This window comes from Youhaiella tibetensis (genome assembly GCF_008000755.1).
GTDB classification, from domain to species: Bacteria; Pseudomonadota; Alphaproteobacteria; order Rhizobiales; family Devosiaceae; genus Paradevosia; species Paradevosia tibetensis.
The window spans coordinates 2457922-2477637 of the sequence record NZ_CP041690.1; the positions used below are offsets into that span (position 1 = coordinate 2457922).

13 protein-coding genes are annotated in these 19716 nt (G+C 64.4%); 5 read left to right on the plus strand and 8 right to left on the minus strand.

The window, feature by feature from the left end:
- Nucleotides 1–38 precede the first annotated feature (38 nt).
- Genes FNA67_RS11880 through FNA67_RS11890 form a run of 3 tightly spaced genes read right to left on the minus strand, consistent with a single transcriptional unit; the run spans nt 39 to nt 3223 of the window.
- Entirely contained in the window at nt 39–536 is a 498-nt protein-coding gene (locus FNA67_RS11880; RefSeq protein ID WP_147656162.1) for a cupin domain-containing protein, read from the minus strand.
- Entirely contained in the window at nt 536–2056 is a 1521-nt protein-coding gene (gene sufB, locus FNA67_RS11885) for a Fe-S cluster assembly protein SufB (protein ID WP_145976739.1), read from the minus strand. The genes FNA67_RS11880 and sufB overlap by 1 nt, the downstream gene beginning before the upstream one ends.
- Nucleotides 2057–2080: 24 nt before the next feature.
- Nucleotides 2081–3223, minus strand: coding sequence for a cysteine desulfurase family protein (locus FNA67_RS11890; protein ID WP_147656163.1), 1143 nt, complete (start codon nt 3221–3223; stop codon nt 2081–2083).
- A gap of 249 nt (nt 3224–3472) precedes the next feature.
- On the opposite strand from FNA67_RS11890, the gene FNA67_RS11895 reads away from it, so the two are divergent.
- The gene (locus FNA67_RS11895) at nt 3473–4135 is read left to right on the plus strand and encodes an alpha/beta hydrolase (protein WP_049705375.1); all 663 of its coding nucleotides are present in this window, start codon (nt 3473–3475) and stop codon (nt 4133–4135) included.
- Between the two features lie 47 nt (nt 4136–4182).
- Entirely contained in the window at nt 4183–5433 is a 1251-nt protein-coding gene (gene tyrS / locus FNA67_RS11900) for a tyrosine--tRNA ligase (protein WP_147656164.1), read from the plus strand.
- 50 nt (nt 5434–5483) lie between these two features.
- On the opposite strand, the gene FNA67_RS11905 is transcribed toward tyrS, so the two are convergent.
- A complete protein-coding gene (locus FNA67_RS11905; protein ID WP_147656165.1) occupies nt 5484–8903 on the minus strand; it encodes a DUF3971 domain-containing protein in 3420 nt (1139 codons plus the stop codon).
- Between the two features lie 210 nt (nt 8904–9113).
- On the opposite strand from FNA67_RS11905, the gene FNA67_RS11910 reads away from it, so the two are divergent.
- Entirely contained in the window at nt 9114–9593 is a 480-nt protein-coding gene (locus tag FNA67_RS11910) for a peroxiredoxin (protein ID WP_147656166.1), read from the plus strand.
- Between the two features lie 70 nt (nt 9594–9663).
- The gene (locus FNA67_RS11915) at nt 9664–10818 is read left to right on the plus strand and encodes a M23 family metallopeptidase (protein ID WP_147656167.1); all 1155 of its coding nucleotides are present in this window, start codon (nt 9664–9666) and stop codon (nt 10816–10818) included.
- Nucleotides 10819–10854: 36 nt separating this feature from the next.
- On the opposite strand, the gene prfB is transcribed toward FNA67_RS11915, so the two are convergent.
- The 4 genes from prfB to FNA67_RS11935 all read right to left on the minus strand — a co-directional run bounded on the left by prfB (nt 10855) and on the right by FNA67_RS11935 (nt 16324).
- Nucleotides 10855–11968, minus strand: a protein-coding gene (gene prfB, locus FNA67_RS11920; protein WP_145976740.1) for a peptide chain release factor 2 whose coding sequence is annotated in 2 segments (ribosomal slippage) — nt 10855–11898 and nt 11900–11968 — 1113 coding nt in all. Because the reading frame shifts where the segments join, the coding sequence is not laid out codon by codon here.
- Between the two features lie 56 nt (nt 11969–12024).
- On the minus strand, nt 12025–12522 hold the full coding sequence (locus tag FNA67_RS11925; RefSeq protein WP_147656168.1) for a peptide deformylase: 498 nt from the start codon (nt 12520–12522) through the stop codon (nt 12025–12027).
- Entirely contained in the window at nt 12523–14952 is a 2430-nt protein-coding gene (locus tag FNA67_RS11930) for a penicillin-binding protein 1A (RefSeq protein WP_049705381.1), read from the minus strand.
- A gap of 130 nt (nt 14953–15082) precedes the next feature.
- Nucleotides 15083–16324: an N-acetylmuramoyl-L-alanine amidase gene (locus FNA67_RS11935; RefSeq protein ID WP_049705382.1), complete on the minus strand. Its 1242-nt coding sequence runs from the start codon at nt 16322–16324 to the stop codon at nt 15083–15085.
- Nucleotides 16325–16912: 588 nt separating this feature from the next.
- On the opposite strand from FNA67_RS11935, the gene FNA67_RS11940 reads away from it, so the two are divergent.
- Complete coding sequence (locus tag FNA67_RS11940) at nt 16913–19609, plus strand: Rne/Rng family ribonuclease (RefSeq protein ID WP_147656169.1); 2697 nt, start codon at nt 16913–16915, stop codon at nt 19607–19609.
- Nucleotides 19610–19716: the final 107 nt, after the last annotated feature.

Below are 19716 nucleotides of genomic sequence, written 5' to 3' on the forward strand. Positions count from 1 at the left end.
CATTTCGGTCTCCAATGGTAGTCGCTGCGATCGGCGCCTCAGGCGCCAGGCTCGCCGTCCCAGTAGTCAAGATTGTGTTCGCCGGCGCGCCCGATGTGGCGTAACCGCTCCGTGCCAGCACGACTGCTGACCAGGAACTTGCCGGAATCCGGATATTCACAGACTTCCGTGGCAGCGACCGTTGATACACCCAGGTATCGCAACGCGTTGCTGCCTGTATTGATGATCTGGTGGGCAGTTTCACGCCCACCGGCCGGCGCGCCGAGCACGTCGCCCGCCTTGAATGCGTAGCTTGCCGGTCCGAACCGATATGTCCCTTCACCCTCAAGGATGATGAACATTTCCTCTTCCACGTGATGATTGTGAAACGGACAAGACGACATGCCGGCCGGCACTTCGTTGTATCGAATGCCGAGGCCGCTGAGCCCGAGAAGCGACGCGAACGACGCGTCACTCCCCCTGTAGAGGCTTCCTTCTTCAAAGGCCTCCAGGGCCAGGTCGCCAATGGAGGCAATCGGGCGGGCGGGATTGCTCATCATCCCACGCTGCCTTCGAGGCTGATCGAAATGAGCTTTTGCGTCTCGACCATGAATTCCATCGGCAGGTGCTGAAGCACGTCGCGCACGAAGCCGTTGACGATCAGCGCCACCGCTTCTTCTTCCGAAAGCCCGCGCTGCAGGCAGTAGAACATCTGGTCGTCCGAGATTTTCGAGGTGGTTGCCTCGTGCTCGAAGACCGTGGAAGCGTTCTTGCTCTCGATATAGGGCACGGTATGCGCGCCGCACCGGTCACCGATCAGCAGGCTGTCGCACTGCGTGAAGTTGCGGGCGTTCTTGGCCTTGGCATGCGCCGAGACCTGGCCGCGATAGGTGTTGTCCGAGAAGCCCGCCGCGATGCCCTTGGAAATGATCCGGCTCGTGGTGTTCTTGCCCAGGTGCAGCATCTTGGTGCCGCTGTCGACCTGCTGGTAGCCGTTGGAAATGGCGATCGAGTAAAACTCGCCGCTCGAACCGTCGCCGCGCAGGATACAGCTCGGATACTTCCAGGTGATGGCCGAGCCGGTCTCCACCTGCGTCCAGGAAATCTTGGAACGGTCGCCACGGCAATCGCCGCGCTTGGTGACGAAGTTATAGATACCGCCCTTGCCGTCCTTGTCGCCCGGATACCAGTTCTGGACCGTCGAATACTTGATCTCGGCATCGGTGAGGGCAACGAGCTCGACCACGGCGGCATGGAGCTGATTTTCGTCGCGCGAGGGCGCCGTGCAGCCCTCGAGATAGCTCACATAGGAGCCTTCGTCGGCGATGATCAGCGTGCGCTCGAACTGGCCGGTCTTCTTCTCGTTGATGCGGAAATAGGTCGACAGCTCCATCGGGCAGCGAACGCCCTTGGGGATGTAGACGAACGATCCGTCCGTGAAGACCGCCGAATTGAGCGTGGCGTAATAGTTGTCGGTCACCGGCACGACCGAGCCGAGGTACTGCTTGACGAGATCGGGATATTCGCGAACCGCCTCGGAGATCGAGCAAAAGATGATGCCGTGCTTGGCCAGTTCCTCGCGGAACGTGGTGACCACGGAAACCGAGTCGAACACCGCATCGACTGCCACGTTCGAGCCGAACGGGGTCTCGGCCGCACCCTCGACGCCAGCCAGGATCGCCTGCTCCTTGAGCGGGATACCGAGCTTTTCATAGGTGCGCAGCAATTCGGGATCGACTTCCGCCAGGCTCTTGGGGCCCGTCGTGCTCTTGGGAGCGGCGTAGTAGTGGATCTCCTGGAAGTCGATCTTGGGATAGTGAACCTTGGCCCAGTTCGGCTCGGCCATGGTCAGCCAGCGCCGATAGGCATCCAGGCGCCACTCCAGCATCCATTCCGGCTCGTTCTTCTTGGCCGAGATCAGGCGAACGATGTCTTCGTTGAGCCCCTTGGGCGCCAGATCGGTCTCGATCTCGGTCTCGAAGCCGTACTTGTACTTGTCGACGTCGAGAGCCAGGACCTTCTCGACCGTATCGTGGTCGATGTTTTCCTTGAGCGTCGGAATATCGAACGCAGCCATTGTTCTTCTCCTACCTGGCGGCCGCTACGCCGCCTGTCCCTGCCGGCGCCGGTGCCGGTCCAGGACCTGTTCAAATCCCGAGAGAAACGCCGAGACGTCCTCTTCGGTGGAATTCCATCCCAGGCTGGCGCGCAGCGCGCAGTCTGAAAGTTCGGGGGCAACACCCATCGCCGCCAGCACGTGGCTCGGCCCGACCTTGCCGGACGAACAGGCAGAGCCCGAGGAGACGGAAATCCCCATCAGGTCCAGACCCATCATCGCCACGGCGTTCTTGAGGCCGGGCACCGCAAAATCGACGACGTTACCCACTCGCTGAGCTTTTTCGCCGAATACGACAAGATCACCATTCAGCTCACGCAGTCTATACATGAGTTCGAATGTCAGCTTTGCAACCAGCGCGGCATCGTAGTGTTGGGCAAAGGCTTCGGCTGCCGCGCCGAACCCGGCAACCAGGCTAGCCGATTCCGTGCCGCCGCGCCGCCCCTGCTCCTGCCCGCCGCCCGGAATGAGCCGCACGGTATCGGCATGGCTCTTGACCAGCAGCGCGCCGATTCCGACCGGACCGCCGATCTTGTGGGCGCTCAGCGCCATCATGTCGGCCGGGCGCGCGGCAAAATCGAGATCGAGCTTTCCGAGAGCCTGTACAGCATCAATGAAGAGATAATGCGGCGTCGGGCCCACCAGCGCTTCGATCTTTGCGAGCGGCTGAACGACACCGGTCTCGTTGTTGACCGCATGGACGGCCACCAGCGCGATGCCATCCTGCTGCAAGGCAACCGCGATCTCATCGGTGCGGATAACGCCATCGGCATCGAGCCCGACCACCACTACCGGCAATCCGGTCGCTTCGGCGGCCTTGCCGACAGCGGCATGCTCACCCGCACTGATGACGATCCGCTCGACCTTGAGGGCTTTGGCTCCGCCGACGATGGCCTGGGTGATGGCCTCGGTCGCGGAACCAGTAAAGACGACCTGCTTGCGCTCGGCTCCGGCTAGCCTGGCGACCTGATCCCGGCCGGTTTCGATGAGGTTGCGCAACGCCCGGCCGTGGCCGTGAACGGAGGAAGGATTGCCGACCAGATCGAGCGCAGCAAGCATCGCCGCCCGCGCCTCCGGCAGCAGCGGAGCGGAGGCATTGTGGTCGAGGTAGATCGCCGATCGCGTCATCAAAGCCACATGTGGCGCCCGTGCGCCCGCTCCTAGCCGAAACAATTCTTGAAATCGGACGCTCACTTTCTCTACAAGGAGCGCTCGCGTGCCCTATATTAAGGGCGAAACCGAGTTTCGAACAATTCTAAACTGGTTTTTTCACGCATGTTTTAGGCAGCGCCTGCGCTTTCGTCAAGCCGCGCAGCCGGACCTGTCGTGGAGAATTCCGCACAAACCGGGCCACATAAGCTCACGGGAAACGAACACATGCCAGAAGTGATTTTCAACGGTCCGGAAGGACGCATCGAGGGCCGCTACCAGCCAGGTAAGGAACCGAACGCGCCTATCGCCATCGTGCTGCATCCGCACCCCGAATTCGGGGGCACGATGAACAACCAGATCGTCTACAACCTCTTCTACATGTTCGCCCAGCGCGGCTTCTCGGTCCTGCGCTTCAACTCGCGCGGCGTCGGCCGCTCGCAGGGCGTCTTCGACCACGGCATCGGCGAACTTTCCGATGCCGCCGCCGCCCTCGACTGGCTCCAGACCCTCAACCGCGAAAGCCGCGGCTGCTGGATCGCCGGCTTCTCGTTCGGCGCCTGGATCGGCATGCAGCTGCTGATGCGCCGTCCGGAAGTGGAAGGCTTCATCTCGGTGGCGCCGCCGGAAAACCTCTACGACTTCTCGTTCCTGGCCCCCTGCCCGTCTTCGGGCCTCATCATCCATGGCGACAAGGACCGCGTGGCTCCGCCCCAGTCGGTCCAGAAGCTGGTGGACAAGCTCAAGACGCAGAAGGGCATCACCATCGAGCAGCAGATCGTGGAAGGCGCCAACCATTTCTTCGAAGGCAAGATCGACGAGCTGACCGAACGTTCGGCCGAGTATCTCGACCGCCGCCGCGCCGAGATCGCCGCCGGCAAGGGCCGCTAAGGCCCTTCCTCTCCCCCTAGACCACCAGAACCATCAGAGCCTGAACCATGGCCTTCAAGTCCGACTTCCTGAACGTCCTCGACGAGCGCGGTTTCATCCACCAGATTTCCGATCCGGAAGGTCTGGATGCGCTGGCCCTCAAGGGGCCGATCACGGGCTATGTCGGCTATGACGCCACGGCGACGAGCCTGCATATCGGCAATCTCATCACCGCCACCATGCTCTACTGGATGCAGGCGACCGGGCACCGCCCGATCGCCCTGATGGGCGGCGGCACCTCGATGGTGGGCGACCCGTCCTTCCGCGACGACCAGCGCAAGCTCCTCACGGTCGAACAGATCGAAGAGAACATCGCCGGCATCAAGAAGATCTTCGCCAAGATCATGACGTTCGGCGACGGGCCGAACGACGCCATCATGGTCAACAACGCCGACTGGCTCCTCAAGCTCAACTATGTCGAGTTCCTGCGCGACGTTGGCCGGCACTTCTCGGTCAACCGCATGCTCAGCTTCGACAGCGTCAAGCTGCGCCTCGACCGCGAGCAGTCGTTGAGCTTCCTCGAGTTCAACTACATGATCATGCAGGGCTACGACTTCACCGAGCTCAACCGCCGCTACGGCACGGTGCTGCAGATGGGCGGCTCGGACCAGTGGGGCAACATCATCAACGGCGTGGACCTGAGCCACCGCATGGGCGGCCCTCAGCTCTACGCGCTGACCACGCCGCTCCTCACCAAGTCCTCGGGCGAAAAGATGGGCAAGTCCGCCTCGGGCGCCGTCTGGCTCAACCCCGAGAACTTCTCGCCCTATGACTTCTGGCAGTACTTCCGCAACACCGAAGACGCCGATGTCGGCCGCTTCCTCAAGATCTTCACCCGCCTGCCGCTGAGCGAGATCGCCAGGCTCGAGGCACTGGGCGGCAACGAGATCAACGAAGCCAAGAAGGTGCTGGCAACGGAAACCACCGCCATCGTCCATGGCCGCGCGGCAGCCGACGAGGCCGCTGAGACGGCCCGCGCTACCTTCGAGGCGGGCGCCATCGACCTGTCGCTGCCGACCGCCGAAGTCGCGCGCGGCGAGCTCAATGCCGGACTGGGCATCCAGGCGGCGCTGGTGGCGGCAGGCCTGGCCGCCTCGAACGGGGAAGCGCGCCGCCACATCACCTCGGGCGCCGTGCGCGTCAACGACGAGCTGGTCGAGGACGAGCGCGCCACCCTGGGCGAGAACAAGGTCCTGCCCGAAGGCGTCATCAAGCTCTCGGTCGGCAAGAAGCGCCACGCGCTGATCAGACCGGTCTGATCCCGATCACATGAATTGAGGAAGGCCCGGTCCAGCGACCGGGCCTTTTTCTATTCCCGCGGCAGTTCCTTGGCGCGGAATTCGAAGAGCGAGCGGAAGGCGCCGACGGCAAGCAGCGAGGCCGGATTGATCTTGAAGTCCGGGTTCTCCAGAGCGCCGCGAATGGCGAAGGTGACCCCGAACATGCCCGCCCCGTCCGGGCCCGCCAGGAGCGGGCCGAAGAGCGGCACCTTGGCAAAGGCGCTGTTGAGCCCGAAGAGCGGCACGTAGGTGCCGGCCAGATCGTACTGGCGCTTGTCGGTATAGATGAAGCCCTTGAGCGTGCCGCCGACCGCATCGCCCGCCAGCATGGCGTCGGTCACCTCGATGCGATCCGAACGGCGGATGAAATTGAGTTCGGCGCTGCGGAAAGCCAGCTTGTTTTGCTTGGCGATCAACTGGCGCGAACCCTGGTGGTTGCCCAGGACCTCGGCCACCTTGTCCTCGTCGATCAGCGAGAAGTTGCGCAACCGCACCTGGCCGTTACCGACCTTTTCCTTGCTGTTGGTCGCCAGCACCAGGCTGCCTTCGCCGCCCTCGACGCGCGGGTAGACACCGATGAGGCGCAGCAGCGTGCCGAAGTCGTTGAACGCCACCGAGATCGAGTTGCCGTCCGGCGTCGGATTGGTGGTGACCGAAATGGCGTTGTCGTCGCCCAGCTGCGCCTGCATGCTCACCCGCTGCAGGTCGCTGCCGCGCAGCTTGAGGCTGAGCTCGAGGTTATAGGCGGTGGTGAGATAGAAGCCCACGGCCCGCTTGAGGCTCACGTCGAGCGCAATGGTCTGGTTGAAGCTGGTTGAGGCCACACTGCCCAGCGAACCCTCGCCCAGGCCGAAGAAGCGCTGCAGCATGGGCTTGAGATCGAGCTGATCGCCTTTGATCGAGACCGAGTAGCCGCCATCGATGGGCGCGAGCGCCACCTGGGCGCTATCGCCCGGACTGAGGGCAAAGGTATCGAACTTGGCCGAAGAGAGCTGCTTCTTTTCGCCATCGAACACCAGGTTGCCCATGAGGTTGACGTCGCCGAAGACCAGGGACACGTCGTTGAGCTCGGTCAGCTTGCCATCCTGGCGCACCGTAGCCTTGAGCACGCCCTTGACGCCCTTGGCCTTGCGGATGCCGAGATCGGCGATATCGAGCGCGGCGTTTTCGAGATCGACGCCCATGGCGATCGAGCCATCGCTCAGCGGCGAGGCCACGAAGCGCACCTGCCCGGAAAGGAACTGGGAGGCATCAAAGCCCATACTGGCCAGTTCCTTGACATCGAGGGTCGAGCCCAGCTGGAAGACCGGGTCGCTGGTGGGCGTGCCCTCGACCGAAAGATCGGCCGTCATGCCGTCGATATCGGCCGACCCGGTGACGTGATAGCCCGCCTGCGTGGCGCTGAAGGCCAGTTGCCCGTTCTTGATGGACCGGTCCTGGATCGGCTCGGTGCTCACGAAATTGCGGACCGCGCCGTTGAGCACGTAGTCGATCTGGTTGATGGCGTTCGTTTCCCCCACCTGCACGGTGGCCACCACATCGATGGAGACGTGGCCGCCCAGGGCATCGAGCTTGATCGGCAGGTTGGCGCCCGCCACAGCCTCCGGCTGCTGGTCCTTGGCCAGCGCCAGGAGCGCCTTGATCTCGCCCTGCACGTCGCCCGATATTTCGAGCGTGCGGACCTTTGGCACGCTGCTGTCGATGACGAGAGCGGCATTGGAAACGGTGATGTCGCCGCCCGCCGTTGGGATCTTGCCGCCGTCGGCGGAGATGGTGACGTCATTGTCGCGCACGTTGAGGCGGGTGTTCCCGTCGATGGCCACCGGCTGCATGGTCTCGGTGGCGCGCACCACCACGCCCTCGCCGACCATGTCGATGGACATGGCGCCCTGCGGGATCGGCTTTTCCTCGCCTGCGACCGCCAGCGTTCCCACCGGGAAGTTGAAGCGCATGTTGGCGCTGGCGACCTCTCCGTCGGCGACATTCTTGACGAACCAGTCGCGCGAGTCCTCGGCCAGGAAATAAGGCCAGAGGCGCTTGGCGTCGTCGGCGGACATCTTCTCGCCCGCCAGCGTGATATCGAGCCCGATGCCGGCCTGGAGCATGTCGAGCCGTCCCTTGACCGCCACGCGCCCGTCGCCCTTCTTGGCCGCGAGCTGGTCGATGCCCAGCGCGCCATAGAGCGGAGCCGACCAGCCCGTGAACGAGACTTCGTCCAGCGGCACGGCGGCCGCATCCATGTCGTCCGGATGCAGGCTGACGTCATGGGCCGTGATGGAAATCCCCACGGTCGGCCCGTAGGTGTCGTCCAGCCCCAGCTTGAAGAGCCCCGCGATGTGGGCAGAGCTCTGCCCGACGCGCAGTTCAGAGTCCGCCAGCTCGAAGGCGCCGGTCTCGGGCGTCCAGGTGACCTCCATGATGGAGCTGGCGATGGGGAAGTAGTCCTTGCCCACTCGCAGGTCCGTGCCGGTCATGTCGATATGGAACTTGCCGCCCAGGACCTTGCCGGTGGCCTCGTCGAAATTGACGTTGATCGAGAGCGCCCCGGCGCCGCGGATGGCCATCACGCTCGCCGGATCGTCGATGAACGGCATGATCGAGGCGAAGTCGATATTGGCGATATCGGCATTGATCTGTGAGGTGCCGTCCTCGTTGAGGACGCGCGAGATGCTGCCCGCCATCTTGCGCCCGCCCAGCGACGCCGAGAAATTGCCGACCGTCTCGCGCCCGTTCGCCTTGGGGGCGACATCGAGCGTGATGTCCTTGAACTGACGATAGAGGCCGTAGACGGAATCGTTCATATCCAGAACGCCGTCCTTGATGATAAGGCGCGAGAACACCCCGTCATCGGCCTGCTTGACCACGTCGCGCAGGCTCGCCTCGGCCGCCTCCAGGTTATAGATCAGCCAGTCGTTGTCCGAGCGCAGGCCGCCCTGGACGGACGCCGGGATGTCGCCGCGCACGTCGAGCCCGCTCGATGAAATCGCGACCTTGGGAAAAGCATCGGTGCCCTCGAGCACGCGCACGGTGGCCGTGCCGCCCTCGGCATCCTCCACCACCTCGAACGTGCTCAGGCGCGGACCCAGGAGATCCTGCACCATCTGGATGTGCGGCCGGACCATGGTGATGCTGGCGCCCGGTTGCCCCAGCAGCGCCCGGAACGGGGAGAAGCCCACGTCGAGCGCCTCCATGCTCACCCTGCCCCCGCTCTTGCTGTCCTTGTAGGTGACCGGCGTGAACTTGAGCACCGGAACCACGGCGTTTTCGAGCGCCAGGGACATGTCGCCCAGCTCGAGCGCCACGCCTTCGGGGAGCGATGACGTGAGAGCAATGCGCACCGGCTCGCGCGCGAACGGCAGCGGAATGGGCGTGACCAGGAGGACCAGATAGAGCAGGATAAGCAGCGCAAGCGGAATGCCGACGATCCAGGCGCAGACCTTGGCCGCCAAACGCGGTACCGACCGCGAGCGCGGGGGGCTTGGCTCACCGATTGCGTTCACTGGTTTCCGACTCAATGCCCGGCCGCTAGTGCGTGAGGATCTGGGACCACCGCCGAGAATCAACCGGTGCAAGCCGCCACTTGCTCCATGATACTGGCTCGAATATGGCACCAACACCCCGTTTTGACTGTCTTCAAGGGGATTTAGGACAAATTGACCATGACCGCGATCGCACCTGGCACCCCCGCTCCCGATTTTGAAATAGAAACCGATAGCGGTACCCCGTTCCGGCTCTCGGCGCAAAAGGGTAGCCCAGTCGTTCTCTACTTTTACGGTACAGACGATACCGAAACCTGCACCAATGAGAACCTCGAGTTCAGCCGGCTCTCTGCCGAATTCGCCGCGCTCGGTGCGAAACTGGTCGGAATCTCGGAGGATTCGGTGGCCAGCCACGCCCGGTTCCGCGCCAAATACGACCTGGCGCCCATTCTCGGCGCCGACCCCGACCACAAGGCCATCGCCGCTTTCGACCTCTGGCAACCCAAGAAGACTTTCGGACGCGAATACCTGGGCCTGGTGCGCACCACCATCCTCGTCGCCCCGGACGGCACCGTCGCCAACATCTGGACGGTCAAGCGCGTAAAAGGCCACCCCGAAGAGGTTCTCGAGGCGACCAGGGCATTGATGGCAAAGGCCTGATTGGCCTTTCATTAACCATGATTTGTCATCCTGCCGCAATGTACATGGGGTGCGTGCGGGAGATTGGCGCGTGCGTGATCAGGCCAAGGCCAAGCGCTTCGGACAGACGAAAGCCGATACCGGCACAAGCAAGCCGAGACCCGGAATTCACCCGGGTCTTTTCTATGGATTGTTCGCCGGCCTCGTCGCCACGAACGCGCTGACCCTCGTCGGCTTCCTGATGAGCCCGGACATCGCCGGCATCATCAACGGCCAGAACAACCAGGTGATCTCGGCCTACGAGGATCGCGTCGCCCAGCTCCGGCTCGAGGTGGACCGCCTGCATTCGCGCAACTATGCCCAGACCGGCGACATCAACCTGCAGTTGCACGAGATCGCCCAGCAGCAGGAAGTGCTTTCCGAGCAGCACCAATACGTCAAGGCACTGGCCGAGAAGGCCTCCGAACTGGGCCTCGCCACTGCCCCGATTGCCGCCACCGCTTCGCCCGGAACGCCCCCGCTTCTGCTGGGAAGCGCCGACGAACAGGTCGCCGCGGCGGCCGCCGGCGTCAGGCAGATGATGGATGAATCGCGCTCGGCCCTCGCTTCCATCTCCCAGTCGGCGACCCAGTCCACCGACGCGATCCTGACCGAACTGAAGGGCATCGGCATCCAGCCGCAAATGCCCGACACCGCCGACGCGGTGGGCGGCCCCTTCCTGCCGCCGGTCGAAGGTGCCCAGTCCGACGATCTGGTCGAGGACGCCAATACCGTCATGTCCGCGCTCCTGCGCTTCAAGGCCGCCCGGCAGGCCATCGACACCGCCCCGGTGCACAAGCCCTTCGACGGCGCCTTGCGCCAGAGCTCGAGCTTCGGCAACCGGCGCGACCCCTTCACCGGCCGCGCCGCCTTTCACTCGGGCATCGACTTCCCGGCCCCCTCAGGTACGTCGGTGCTCAGCGCGGGCGCCGGCACCGTCACCTTCGTCGGCCAGCAATCGGGATATGGCAATGTGGTTGAGGTCGACCACGGCAACGGCCTCGTCACCCGCTACGCGCACCTCTCGGCCTTCCTGGTCAAGCAGGGCCAGATGGTGGCGACAGGCACGCCGATCGCCAAGGTCGGCTCGACCGGGCGCTCGACCGGCCCGCACCTCCATTTCGAGGTGCGCCGCAACGAGACGGCGGTCAATCCGCAGCAATTCCTGAATGTGGGAACCCGCCTGCAGCAATTCGCGGCGGTGTAGGACGCCCCGACCCCTCTGGGGCCGGAGCCGTCGAAATCAGGCCTCGGCCTGCCCGCCAAGGCGGGCCGCGAGCGAAGCTTCCATGAACGGATCGAGATCGCCGTCCAGCACCACGGCGGGCTGGGAGCTTTCCACGCCCGTCCGCAGGTCCTTGACCATCTGGTAGGGCTGCAGGACGTACGAGCGGATCTGGTGGCCCCAACCGATGTCGGTCTTGCTGGCCGCCGCGGCATTCGCCGCTTCCTCGCGCTTCTGCAACTCAAGTTCGTAGAGCCGGGCCTTGAGCATGTTCATGGCCGTCGCACGGTTCTTGTGCTGGCTGCGTTCCTGCTGGCAGGCCACCACGATTCCCGAGGGAACGTGGGTGATGCGGATGGCCGAGTCCGTCGTGTTGACGTGCTGGCCACCGGCGCCCGAGGAGCGATAGGTATCGACCTTGAGATCGGCTTCGTTGATCTGGATGTCGATGGTGTCATCGACCACCGGATAGATCCACGCGCTCGAAAAGCTCGTGTGGCGTCGCGCCTGGGAATCGTAGGGCGAGATGCGCACGAGCCGGTGAACCCCACTCTCAGTCTTGAGCCAGCCATAGGCGTTGTGACCGGTGATCTTGAGCGTAGCCGACTTGATGCCCGCTTCTTCGCCGGCATGGAATTCCATGGTCTCGACCTTGAATTTCCGGCGCTCGGCCCAGCGGGTGTACATGCGCAGCAGCATCGAGGCCCAATCCTGGCTCTCGGTGCCGCCGGCCCCGGAGTGGATTTCCAGATAGGCGTCGTTGCCGTCGGCTTCGCCCGACAGCAGCGTCTCGATCTGGCGGCGATGGGCGGTGTCGCGCAGCGCCAGCAAGGCCTTTTCGGCCTCGCTCACGATCTCGGCGTCGCCTTCGGCTTCGCCCATCTCGATCAGTTCGCTGTTGTCGCGGATGCCGCTCTCGAGCTCCTTGACCGCCTTGATCTGCACGTCGAGCTCATCGCGTTCGCGCATGAGCTCACGAGCCTTCTCAGGGTCGTTCCAGAAGTCGGGGGATTCGGATCTGGCGTTGAGTTCGTCTAGGCGAGGCTGGGCAGTATCCCAGTCAAAGATGCCTCCTTAGCAGGCTTACCACCTGCTCGATCTCGCCGATGACCTTTTCGATTTCCGCGCGCATAAGCATTTTCCGTTCGTAATCTTCGAGCAGTCATCTAGGCGAGACTGCCGCTTCGATCAACCCGCCCGCTGGCGCTTGAGAAATTTCTTGAGCGTCATTTCCCGCTTGAGCCGCGAGACGCGCTCGAGAAAGAAGATGCCGTTCACCTGGTCGATTTCGTGCAGGGCGCAGCGCGCCACGAACCCTTCCATGCGCTCGGTGTGCGAGGCGCCCTCTGCGTCCTGGAAGGCGATCTCGGCCCAGACGGGGCGCTCCACGGCAATCTCGACGCCCGGCAGCGACACCGATCCTTCCGTGCCGCTGGCCACTTCGCTCGCGACGGCGAGAACCTTGGGATTGAAGAAGAGCCGGTAATCGGCCACCGGCGCTTCGGGCGTGACGTTGAGGACGATCACCGGCGCGGCCTCCCCGATATGGGCGCCTGCCAGGCCATAGGCCCGTGCCTCGACCGCCGCAGCGCGCAGGCGCTCGCCTACCGCGAGGAGAGCGCTATCGACATTGCCTTCGGGCGCTACCTGCGCCAGGACGGCATGGGGGTAGGTGACGAAGGGCACTCAGAACATCCCGCCGCCCTGCGCCACCGGCTGGTTCGGATCGAACGCCCCCGGCTGGGCTTCGCCGGTGACCTGCTGGCTATAGTCCATGCCCAGGCCGATAACGGACGTCTGCAGGTTCGGCCCCGTGCCGGGCTTGAAGGCCTCGAGTACGCCCCCGCCCCCGCTCTGCACGCCGGTCGCCTCGTCGATCCAGACCTCGTGCATGCCGGGAGGCTCGTTGAACGGCGTCGGCGGCGTACCCTTGAGGGCCTTGTCCATGAACGAGGTGAAGATCGGCGTCGCCACCTCGCCGCCCGTGGACGCACCGCCCATCGAGCGCGGGCGGTCGTAGCCCATGTAGACGCCGACGGCGAGCTCGGGCGTGAAGCCGACGAACCAGGCGTCCTTGTAGTCGTTGGTGGTGCCGGTCTTGCCGGCCACCGGGCGGTTGAGCCGCTTGGCATAGGTGCCGGTGCCGCGCTGCACCACGCCTTCCATCATCGAGGTGATCTGGTAGGCGGTCATCGGATCGATGACCTGCTCGCGGTTGTCGGTGATCTGCGGCTCGGCCTGCCCTGCCCAGCTCGTGGCGACACAGCCCTCGCAGATGCGCTGGTCATGCCGATAGACGGTCTTGCCGTAGCGATCCTGGATGCGGTCGATGAGCGAGGGCACGATCTTGCGCCCGCCATTGGCGATGGTGGCGTAGGCGGCGGTCATGCGCAGGTCGGTGGTTTCGCCGGCGCCCAGCGCCATGGCGAGGACCGGCGTCAGGTTGTCATAGACCCCGAACCGGCGCGCGTACTCGGCAATGAGCGGCATGCCGATATCCTTGGCCAGCCGCACCGTCATCACGTTGCGGCTGTTCTCGATACCGCGCCGCAGCGTCTGCGGACCGTAGAAGCGCTGCGCGTAGTTTTCCGGGCGCCAGATCGTGCCGTCGCCATTGACCACCTCCACCGGCGCGTCGAGCACCACGGAGGACGGCGTATAGCCGTTGTCGAGCGCGGCCGAATAGACGATGGGCTTGAACGAAGAACCCGGCTGGCGCAGCGCCTGGGTGGCGCGGTTGAACTCGGACTCGGCAAAGGAGAAGCCGCCCACCATGGCCAGCACGCGGCCGGTGCGTGGATCCATCGCCACCAGAGCGCCCTCGATTTCGGGCACCTGCTCGATCTTGTAGCTGCCCGGCTTGCCTTCGACCGGGGAGACGTAGACGACGTCGCCGACCTTGAGGATGCTCGAGAGCTTCTTGCTGATCCACTTGGTATCGGGCCCAGCCAACTCCCCGGTCACCCGGTCCGGCAGCATGCCGCCATCGATATTGGTGCCCGGCCGCAGGCCGATGCTGGCCTGGTTGTCGCCCAGTTCCAGCACCACGGCGAGCTGCCATTCGGGCACATCGCGCAGCGGGGTGATCTTGTAGACATCGGCGCCCCAGTCGCCCTCGAGGTCGATGCTGGCCACCGGGCCGCGGAAGCCCTTGAGATGGTCGAAGCCGACGAGCCCGTCCATCAGCGACTTGCGGGCATATTCCTGGAGCTTGGGCACCAGTGTGGTGCGCACCGAAAGCCCGCCGCCATAGAGCTGTTCCTCGCCATACATGGAGGCAAGCTGACGGCGCACTTCCTCGGTGAAGTACTCGGCCGAATAGACCTGGCTGCCCGAGGCGCGCGGCACCACGTCGAGCGGGTCCTTCTTGGCCTCGGCCGCTTCGGCGGCGGTGATGTAGCCGTTCTCGGCCATGCGATCGAGCACCCAGTTGCGGCGCTCGATGGCCTGCTTGGGCCGACGGAACGGATGGTAATTGTTTGGCCCCTTCGGCAGCGCGGCAAGGTAGGCGACTTCGGAGAGCTTGAGGTCGTAGAGCGCCTTGTCGAAATAGTTGAGCGCGGCGGCTGCCACGCCATAGGAGTTCAGCCCGAGGAAGATCTCGTTCAGGTAGAGCTCGAGGATCTTGTCCTTGGAGAAGGTGGATTCGATCCGGACCGCCAGAATGGCTTCCTTGATCTTGCGGTCCCAGGTCTGCTCGGTGGTGAGCAGGAAGTTCTTCGCCACCTGCTGGGTGATGGTCGAAGCCCCCACCAGCGGGCCGCCAGCGCCATCCACCTTGGCCATGATGTTGTCGCGCATGGCGCGGATGATACCATCGAGCGCGATGCCGTTGTGGTAGTAGAAGTCCTTGTCCTCGGCCGAAATGAAAGCCTGGATCACCAGCGGCGGGATCGTCTCGATCGGCTGGAACAGGCGCCGCTCCCGGGCATATTCGGCCAGCAGCGTGCCATCGGCGGCGTGGACGCGCGTCGTCACGGGCGGCTGGTAATCCTTCAGGATCGTGTAGTCGGGGAGATCGTTGGTCAGGTTCTGCAGATAGACGACGCCGACCACGATCAGGCCGAACGCGCAAAAGACCGCAAAACCGAACATCCAGCCGAGCAAGCGGAGCATCAGTACCTTATCCGCATAAACGCGACTCTGGAGCGAGCCGCTTGATTCAACTCACAATTGATAGCAGACGCCCTGCCCCGTCCGCTGTGGCAATTGTGTAACGACCCGTCCCGGCTCCTGCGGGCCGCCATCACTTTTCCGCGCTCGCCTGGTCGTTGCCCTGCTGCATCTCGTCGAAGAACGCCGAAATGCCGCGGGCGATGGCCTCGGCGGTGCGGTCCTGCCAGCCGGACTGCTTGAGGTTGGCGATATCGCTCGAATTGGAGAGGAAGCCCAGCTCGACCAGGATCGAGGGCACGTCCGGCGCCTGGAGCACGAGGAAGTTCGCCTGCCGCACCGGGAACTTGCGCAGCGCCACGCTGGGTTCCACCTGGTGGACGATCGACTGCGCCGCCTCGTAGGACTGCCGTCGCATCTCGCGGCGCATGAGGTCCACGAGCAGGTCGACGACCGATGTCGCCATCTGCGGCGGCGCCAGGCCCGCGATGATATCGGCCTTGTTCTCCTGGTCGGCCAGCACGCGATCGAGCGCATCGGTGGCGTTCTCGTCGCGCGTATAGACGCTCAGGCCCCGGATCTCGGGCTGCTGGAAGCTGTCGGCATGGATGGAGATGAAAAGATCGGCCTTGTTCTGGCGCGCCAGGGCCACCCGGTCCTCGAGCTTGAGGAAACTGTCGTCCTCGCGCGTCAGCGCCACGTCGAACCGCCCCGATTGCACCAGAAGGTCCTGCAGTTTCAGGGCGAAGGCGAGGACGATGTCCTTTTCCATCACCCCACCCGGACCGCGCGCACCGCTGTCGACCCCGCCATGGCCCGGATCGATGACCACGAGCGGGCGCGTCTTGGCCTCGATATTGGAGCCGCCCGGCTGGGTCGGCGTATCGGCCATCGCCGCCTGCTGCTTGACCGTGGAAGCGGCCAGGTCCGCAGCGACCTTGCCGGCAAATCCGGCCGGGTCCATCGGAATGATGTCGACCACCAGTCGCGCCGGCTGGTCGGCGAAGGGATCGAGGATATAGGCCTGCTGCACCTGCGCGGTGGCGGCCAGCGTCAGCGTCGTGCGGGCCCGGCCGGACTCGGCCATTTCCACGTTATAGGCCGAGACCAGCCCCTCGCCGGCCACCGGCGTCAGCTCGGTGAACTCGAGGCCCGACGCCTTGACGTCGATGGCGATGCGGTTGGGATTGTCGAGCGAGACGATGGCGAACTGGGTCGGCCCGGCCAGATCCAGCACCAGGCGGGCACGCTGCGGCGTCGTGGAGACGCGCGCGTCCAGAACCTCCGGAAGCGGGTTGGCGGGGAGTTCCTGCGCAACGGCCGAAATGGCGGTGATCAGTAGCGCGACAGCCGCGATAACGGCGGATTTGAACAAGTGGGCAAGGCTCCCTAAATACAGGCGATGACATCGCCCAAGGGAAAGGCGATTCTGCGGCGTTAGGGCTTGTTATGCGTCTTTTTAAGCCCTGTGCAACAGAATGGCTGGTGGAAAGTCTCGGTTTCCCGCCGTTTCGAGTTTCCTGTTGCCAATTGGTTGCAACACCCCTAAAGGCTAGTCACTGAAGCGAGTGTTTCATCCGGCTGAACAATGCGGGTCGAATCGCCCCTGTTGTCTCCGGTGTCCCACTGAAAAAGCGGCGGCTTTTGCTTCACTTACCGAATTTCGGTTCCCAAGCGGACCGGACGGCGGCCGCGACCGGTGACAGGTCGAAGGCTTGCCCACTAGGAAGAGGTCAGATGGCCATAGGGCGGACAGCACGCGACGCAATCACCGACAACGGTTGCGCACTTGTCACGCCTCTCTTTTCGGCTTTGACCATCCGTCAAACCAGCGGTGCCAGACTCAATCCGATATTTGGCGCTACACCCCCAGAAGAACCATTCGCCTCGCACGGCGCTGCACGGAGGTTGCCGGCACGCCGGCCCTACGCTGTTGGCGCGCGAAGGCGCGGAGCTACACTTTATGCCAACCAAGAGAATGCTGGTGGATGCCATCCACCCGGAAGAAACGCGCGTTGTAGTCACTAGCGGAAATCGGCTCGAAGAGTTCGATTTCGAGTCTGCCCAGAGGCAGCAGCTGCGAGGCAATATCTACCTCGCCAAGGTTACCCGAGTGGAGCCGTCCCTGCAGGCGGCGTTCGTTGAATACGGCGGCAACCGTCACGGTTTCCTCGCCTTCAGCGAAATTCATCCCGACTACTACCAGATCCCCGTGGCCGACCGCGAAGCCCTGCTGCGCGACGAAGAGCACGACGACGACCACCACGACCACGAGCCCTCCGCCGCAGCCGCAGAGGCCGCCGCCGAGACGTCCATCAGCCTGCCTGCCGGTGTCAGCGAGCCTGACGCCGAGGCGGACACGCAGGACATGGAAGGCGCGCACAGCCACATCGAGGAAGCTCCCGTCTCCAACGAGCCGGTCGAGAGCGTCGGTGGCGGTGACACGGTCGAGGACGAGGTCCCCGAGCGCCGTCGCAGCAACAACGCGCGCAAGTACAAGATCCAGGAAGTGATCAAGCGCCGCCAGGTGATGCTGGTGCAGGTCGTCAAGGAAGAGCGCGGCAACAAGGGCGCGGCCCTGACCACCTATCTCTCGCTCGCCGGTCGCTACTCGGTGCTCATGCCCAATACCGCCCGTGGCGGCGGCATCTCGCGCAAGATCACCAACGCGGCCGACCGCAAGCGCCTCAAGGAAATCACCGCCGATCTCGACGTGCCCCAGGGCATGGGCGTGATCCTGCGCACGGCCGGCGCCTCGCGCACCAAGGCCGAGGTCAAGCGCGACTACGAATACCTGCTGCGGCTCTGGGAGAACGTGCGCAACCTGACGCTGCGCAGCCAGGCGCCGAGCCTGGTCTACGAGGAAGGCTCGCTCATCAAGCGGACCATCCGCGACCTCTACAACAAGGATATCGATGAAGTCTGGGTGGCGGGCGACAACGCCTACCGCGAAGCCAAGGACTTCATGCGCATGATCATGCCCTCGCACGCCAAGAACGTGCAGCAGTACAGGGACGACCAGCCGCTGTTCTCCAAGTACAACGTGGAGAACCAGCTCGACGCGATGTTCTCCCCGCAGGTGACCCTGCCCTCGGGCGGCTACCTGGTGATCAACCCGACCGAAGCCCTGGTTTCGATCGACGTGAACTCCGGTCGCGCCACCAAGGAACACAATATCGAGGACACCGCGCTCCAGACGAACCTGGAGGCGGCCGAGGAAATCGCCCGGCAACTGCGCCTGCGCGACCTGGCGGGCCTGATCGTGATCGACTTCATCGACATGATCGAGAACCGCTCCAACCGGGCGGTGGAGCGCAAGCTCAAGGATTGCCTCAAGAACGACCGAGCGCGCATCCAGGTCGGCCGCATCAGCCATTTCGGCCTGATGGAAATGAGCCGCCAGCGCATCCGCTTCGGCGTTGTCGAAAGCTCGACCCACAAGTGCCCGCTCTGCGAGGGCACGGGCCTCATCCGCTCGGTGGAAAGCGTGGCCCTGATGGTCATGCGCCACGTGGAAGACACCGTGCTGCGCCGCCCCGGCCAGTCGATCAATGTCCGCGTGCCGATGGACGTGGCGCTCTATATCCTCAACACCAAGCGCGACACGCTGACCGCGCTCGAGGAAAAGTATCGCCTCTCGATCACCATCACGGCCGACGCCAAGCTGACCGGCACCCAGTTCAATATCGAAAAGGGTGAAACGCGCGTCCATCACTACAGCGAGCAGACCGCGACCAACACCGACCATGTGCGCGTGGACACCGCCGCCATGGACGAGGTCATCGAGGACGAGGAAGTCGAAGAGACCGAAGGCGCCGAGGAAGAAGTCTCCGCCCGTTCCAGCGAGAACGGTGGCGAAGGCGACTCCCGCCGTCGTCGTCGCCGCCGCCGCCGTGGTGGCGAGCGCGGCGAGGGCGAGCGCCATGCCCAGCCCCAGCAGCGCCAGGCGCCCGAAAGCGACGCCGAAGGCGATGAGGACGAAGGCGACGAGGAAGCTGCCGGCGAAGAGGCCAATGCCTCCCAGCGCGACGAGAACGGCGAGCCGCGCAAGCGCCGCCGCCGCGGTCGCCGCGGTGGCCGTCGCAACCGTCGCGAGAACGGCGAGCAGTTCGAGAATGCCGAGAACGGCGAGGCTCCTGCGGCAGAGGCCGTAGCCGAGGCCGAGCCGGCTGAAGCCGCCGCCGAGGCACCGGTCGTGGAAGCAGTGGCCGAAGCCCCTGCCCCCGAGCCGGTGGTTGCCGAGGCCGAGGCCGCCACGCCCGCCGAGGAAGTGGTTGCCGAAAAGCCCAAGCGCACCCGCACCCGCAAGAAGGCCGCTCCGGCCGAGGAAGCCCCTGCCGCCGAGGCCGTTGCTCCCGCAGCGGAAGCTGTCGCCGAGGAGCCGGCTGCCGAGGCCAAGCCCAAGCGCACCCGGACGCGCAAGAAGGCGGCCGCCGCCGAGGAAGCCGTTGCCGCTCCCGCCGTGACCGAAACTGCGCCCGCAGCCGAGCCGGAAGGGGCCGCCGAAGCGCCGGCCGAACCGGAAAAGAAGAGCCGCAAGAAGGCCTTGCCGCCCGACGAGATCATCGTGAGCTCGACGTCGGCACCGGAAGCCCCCGCCGCCGAAGAGCAGCCCAAGAAGAAGGCCGGCTGGTGGCAGCGCGGTTTCCTGGGCAGCTGAAACGATAAAATTTGAATGAAAACGGGGCGGGATCACACGATCCCGCCCCGAACTTTTGGGCCAGGGATCGCCAGCGCGCACCAGCGTGTTATCGTCCCGACGAACAT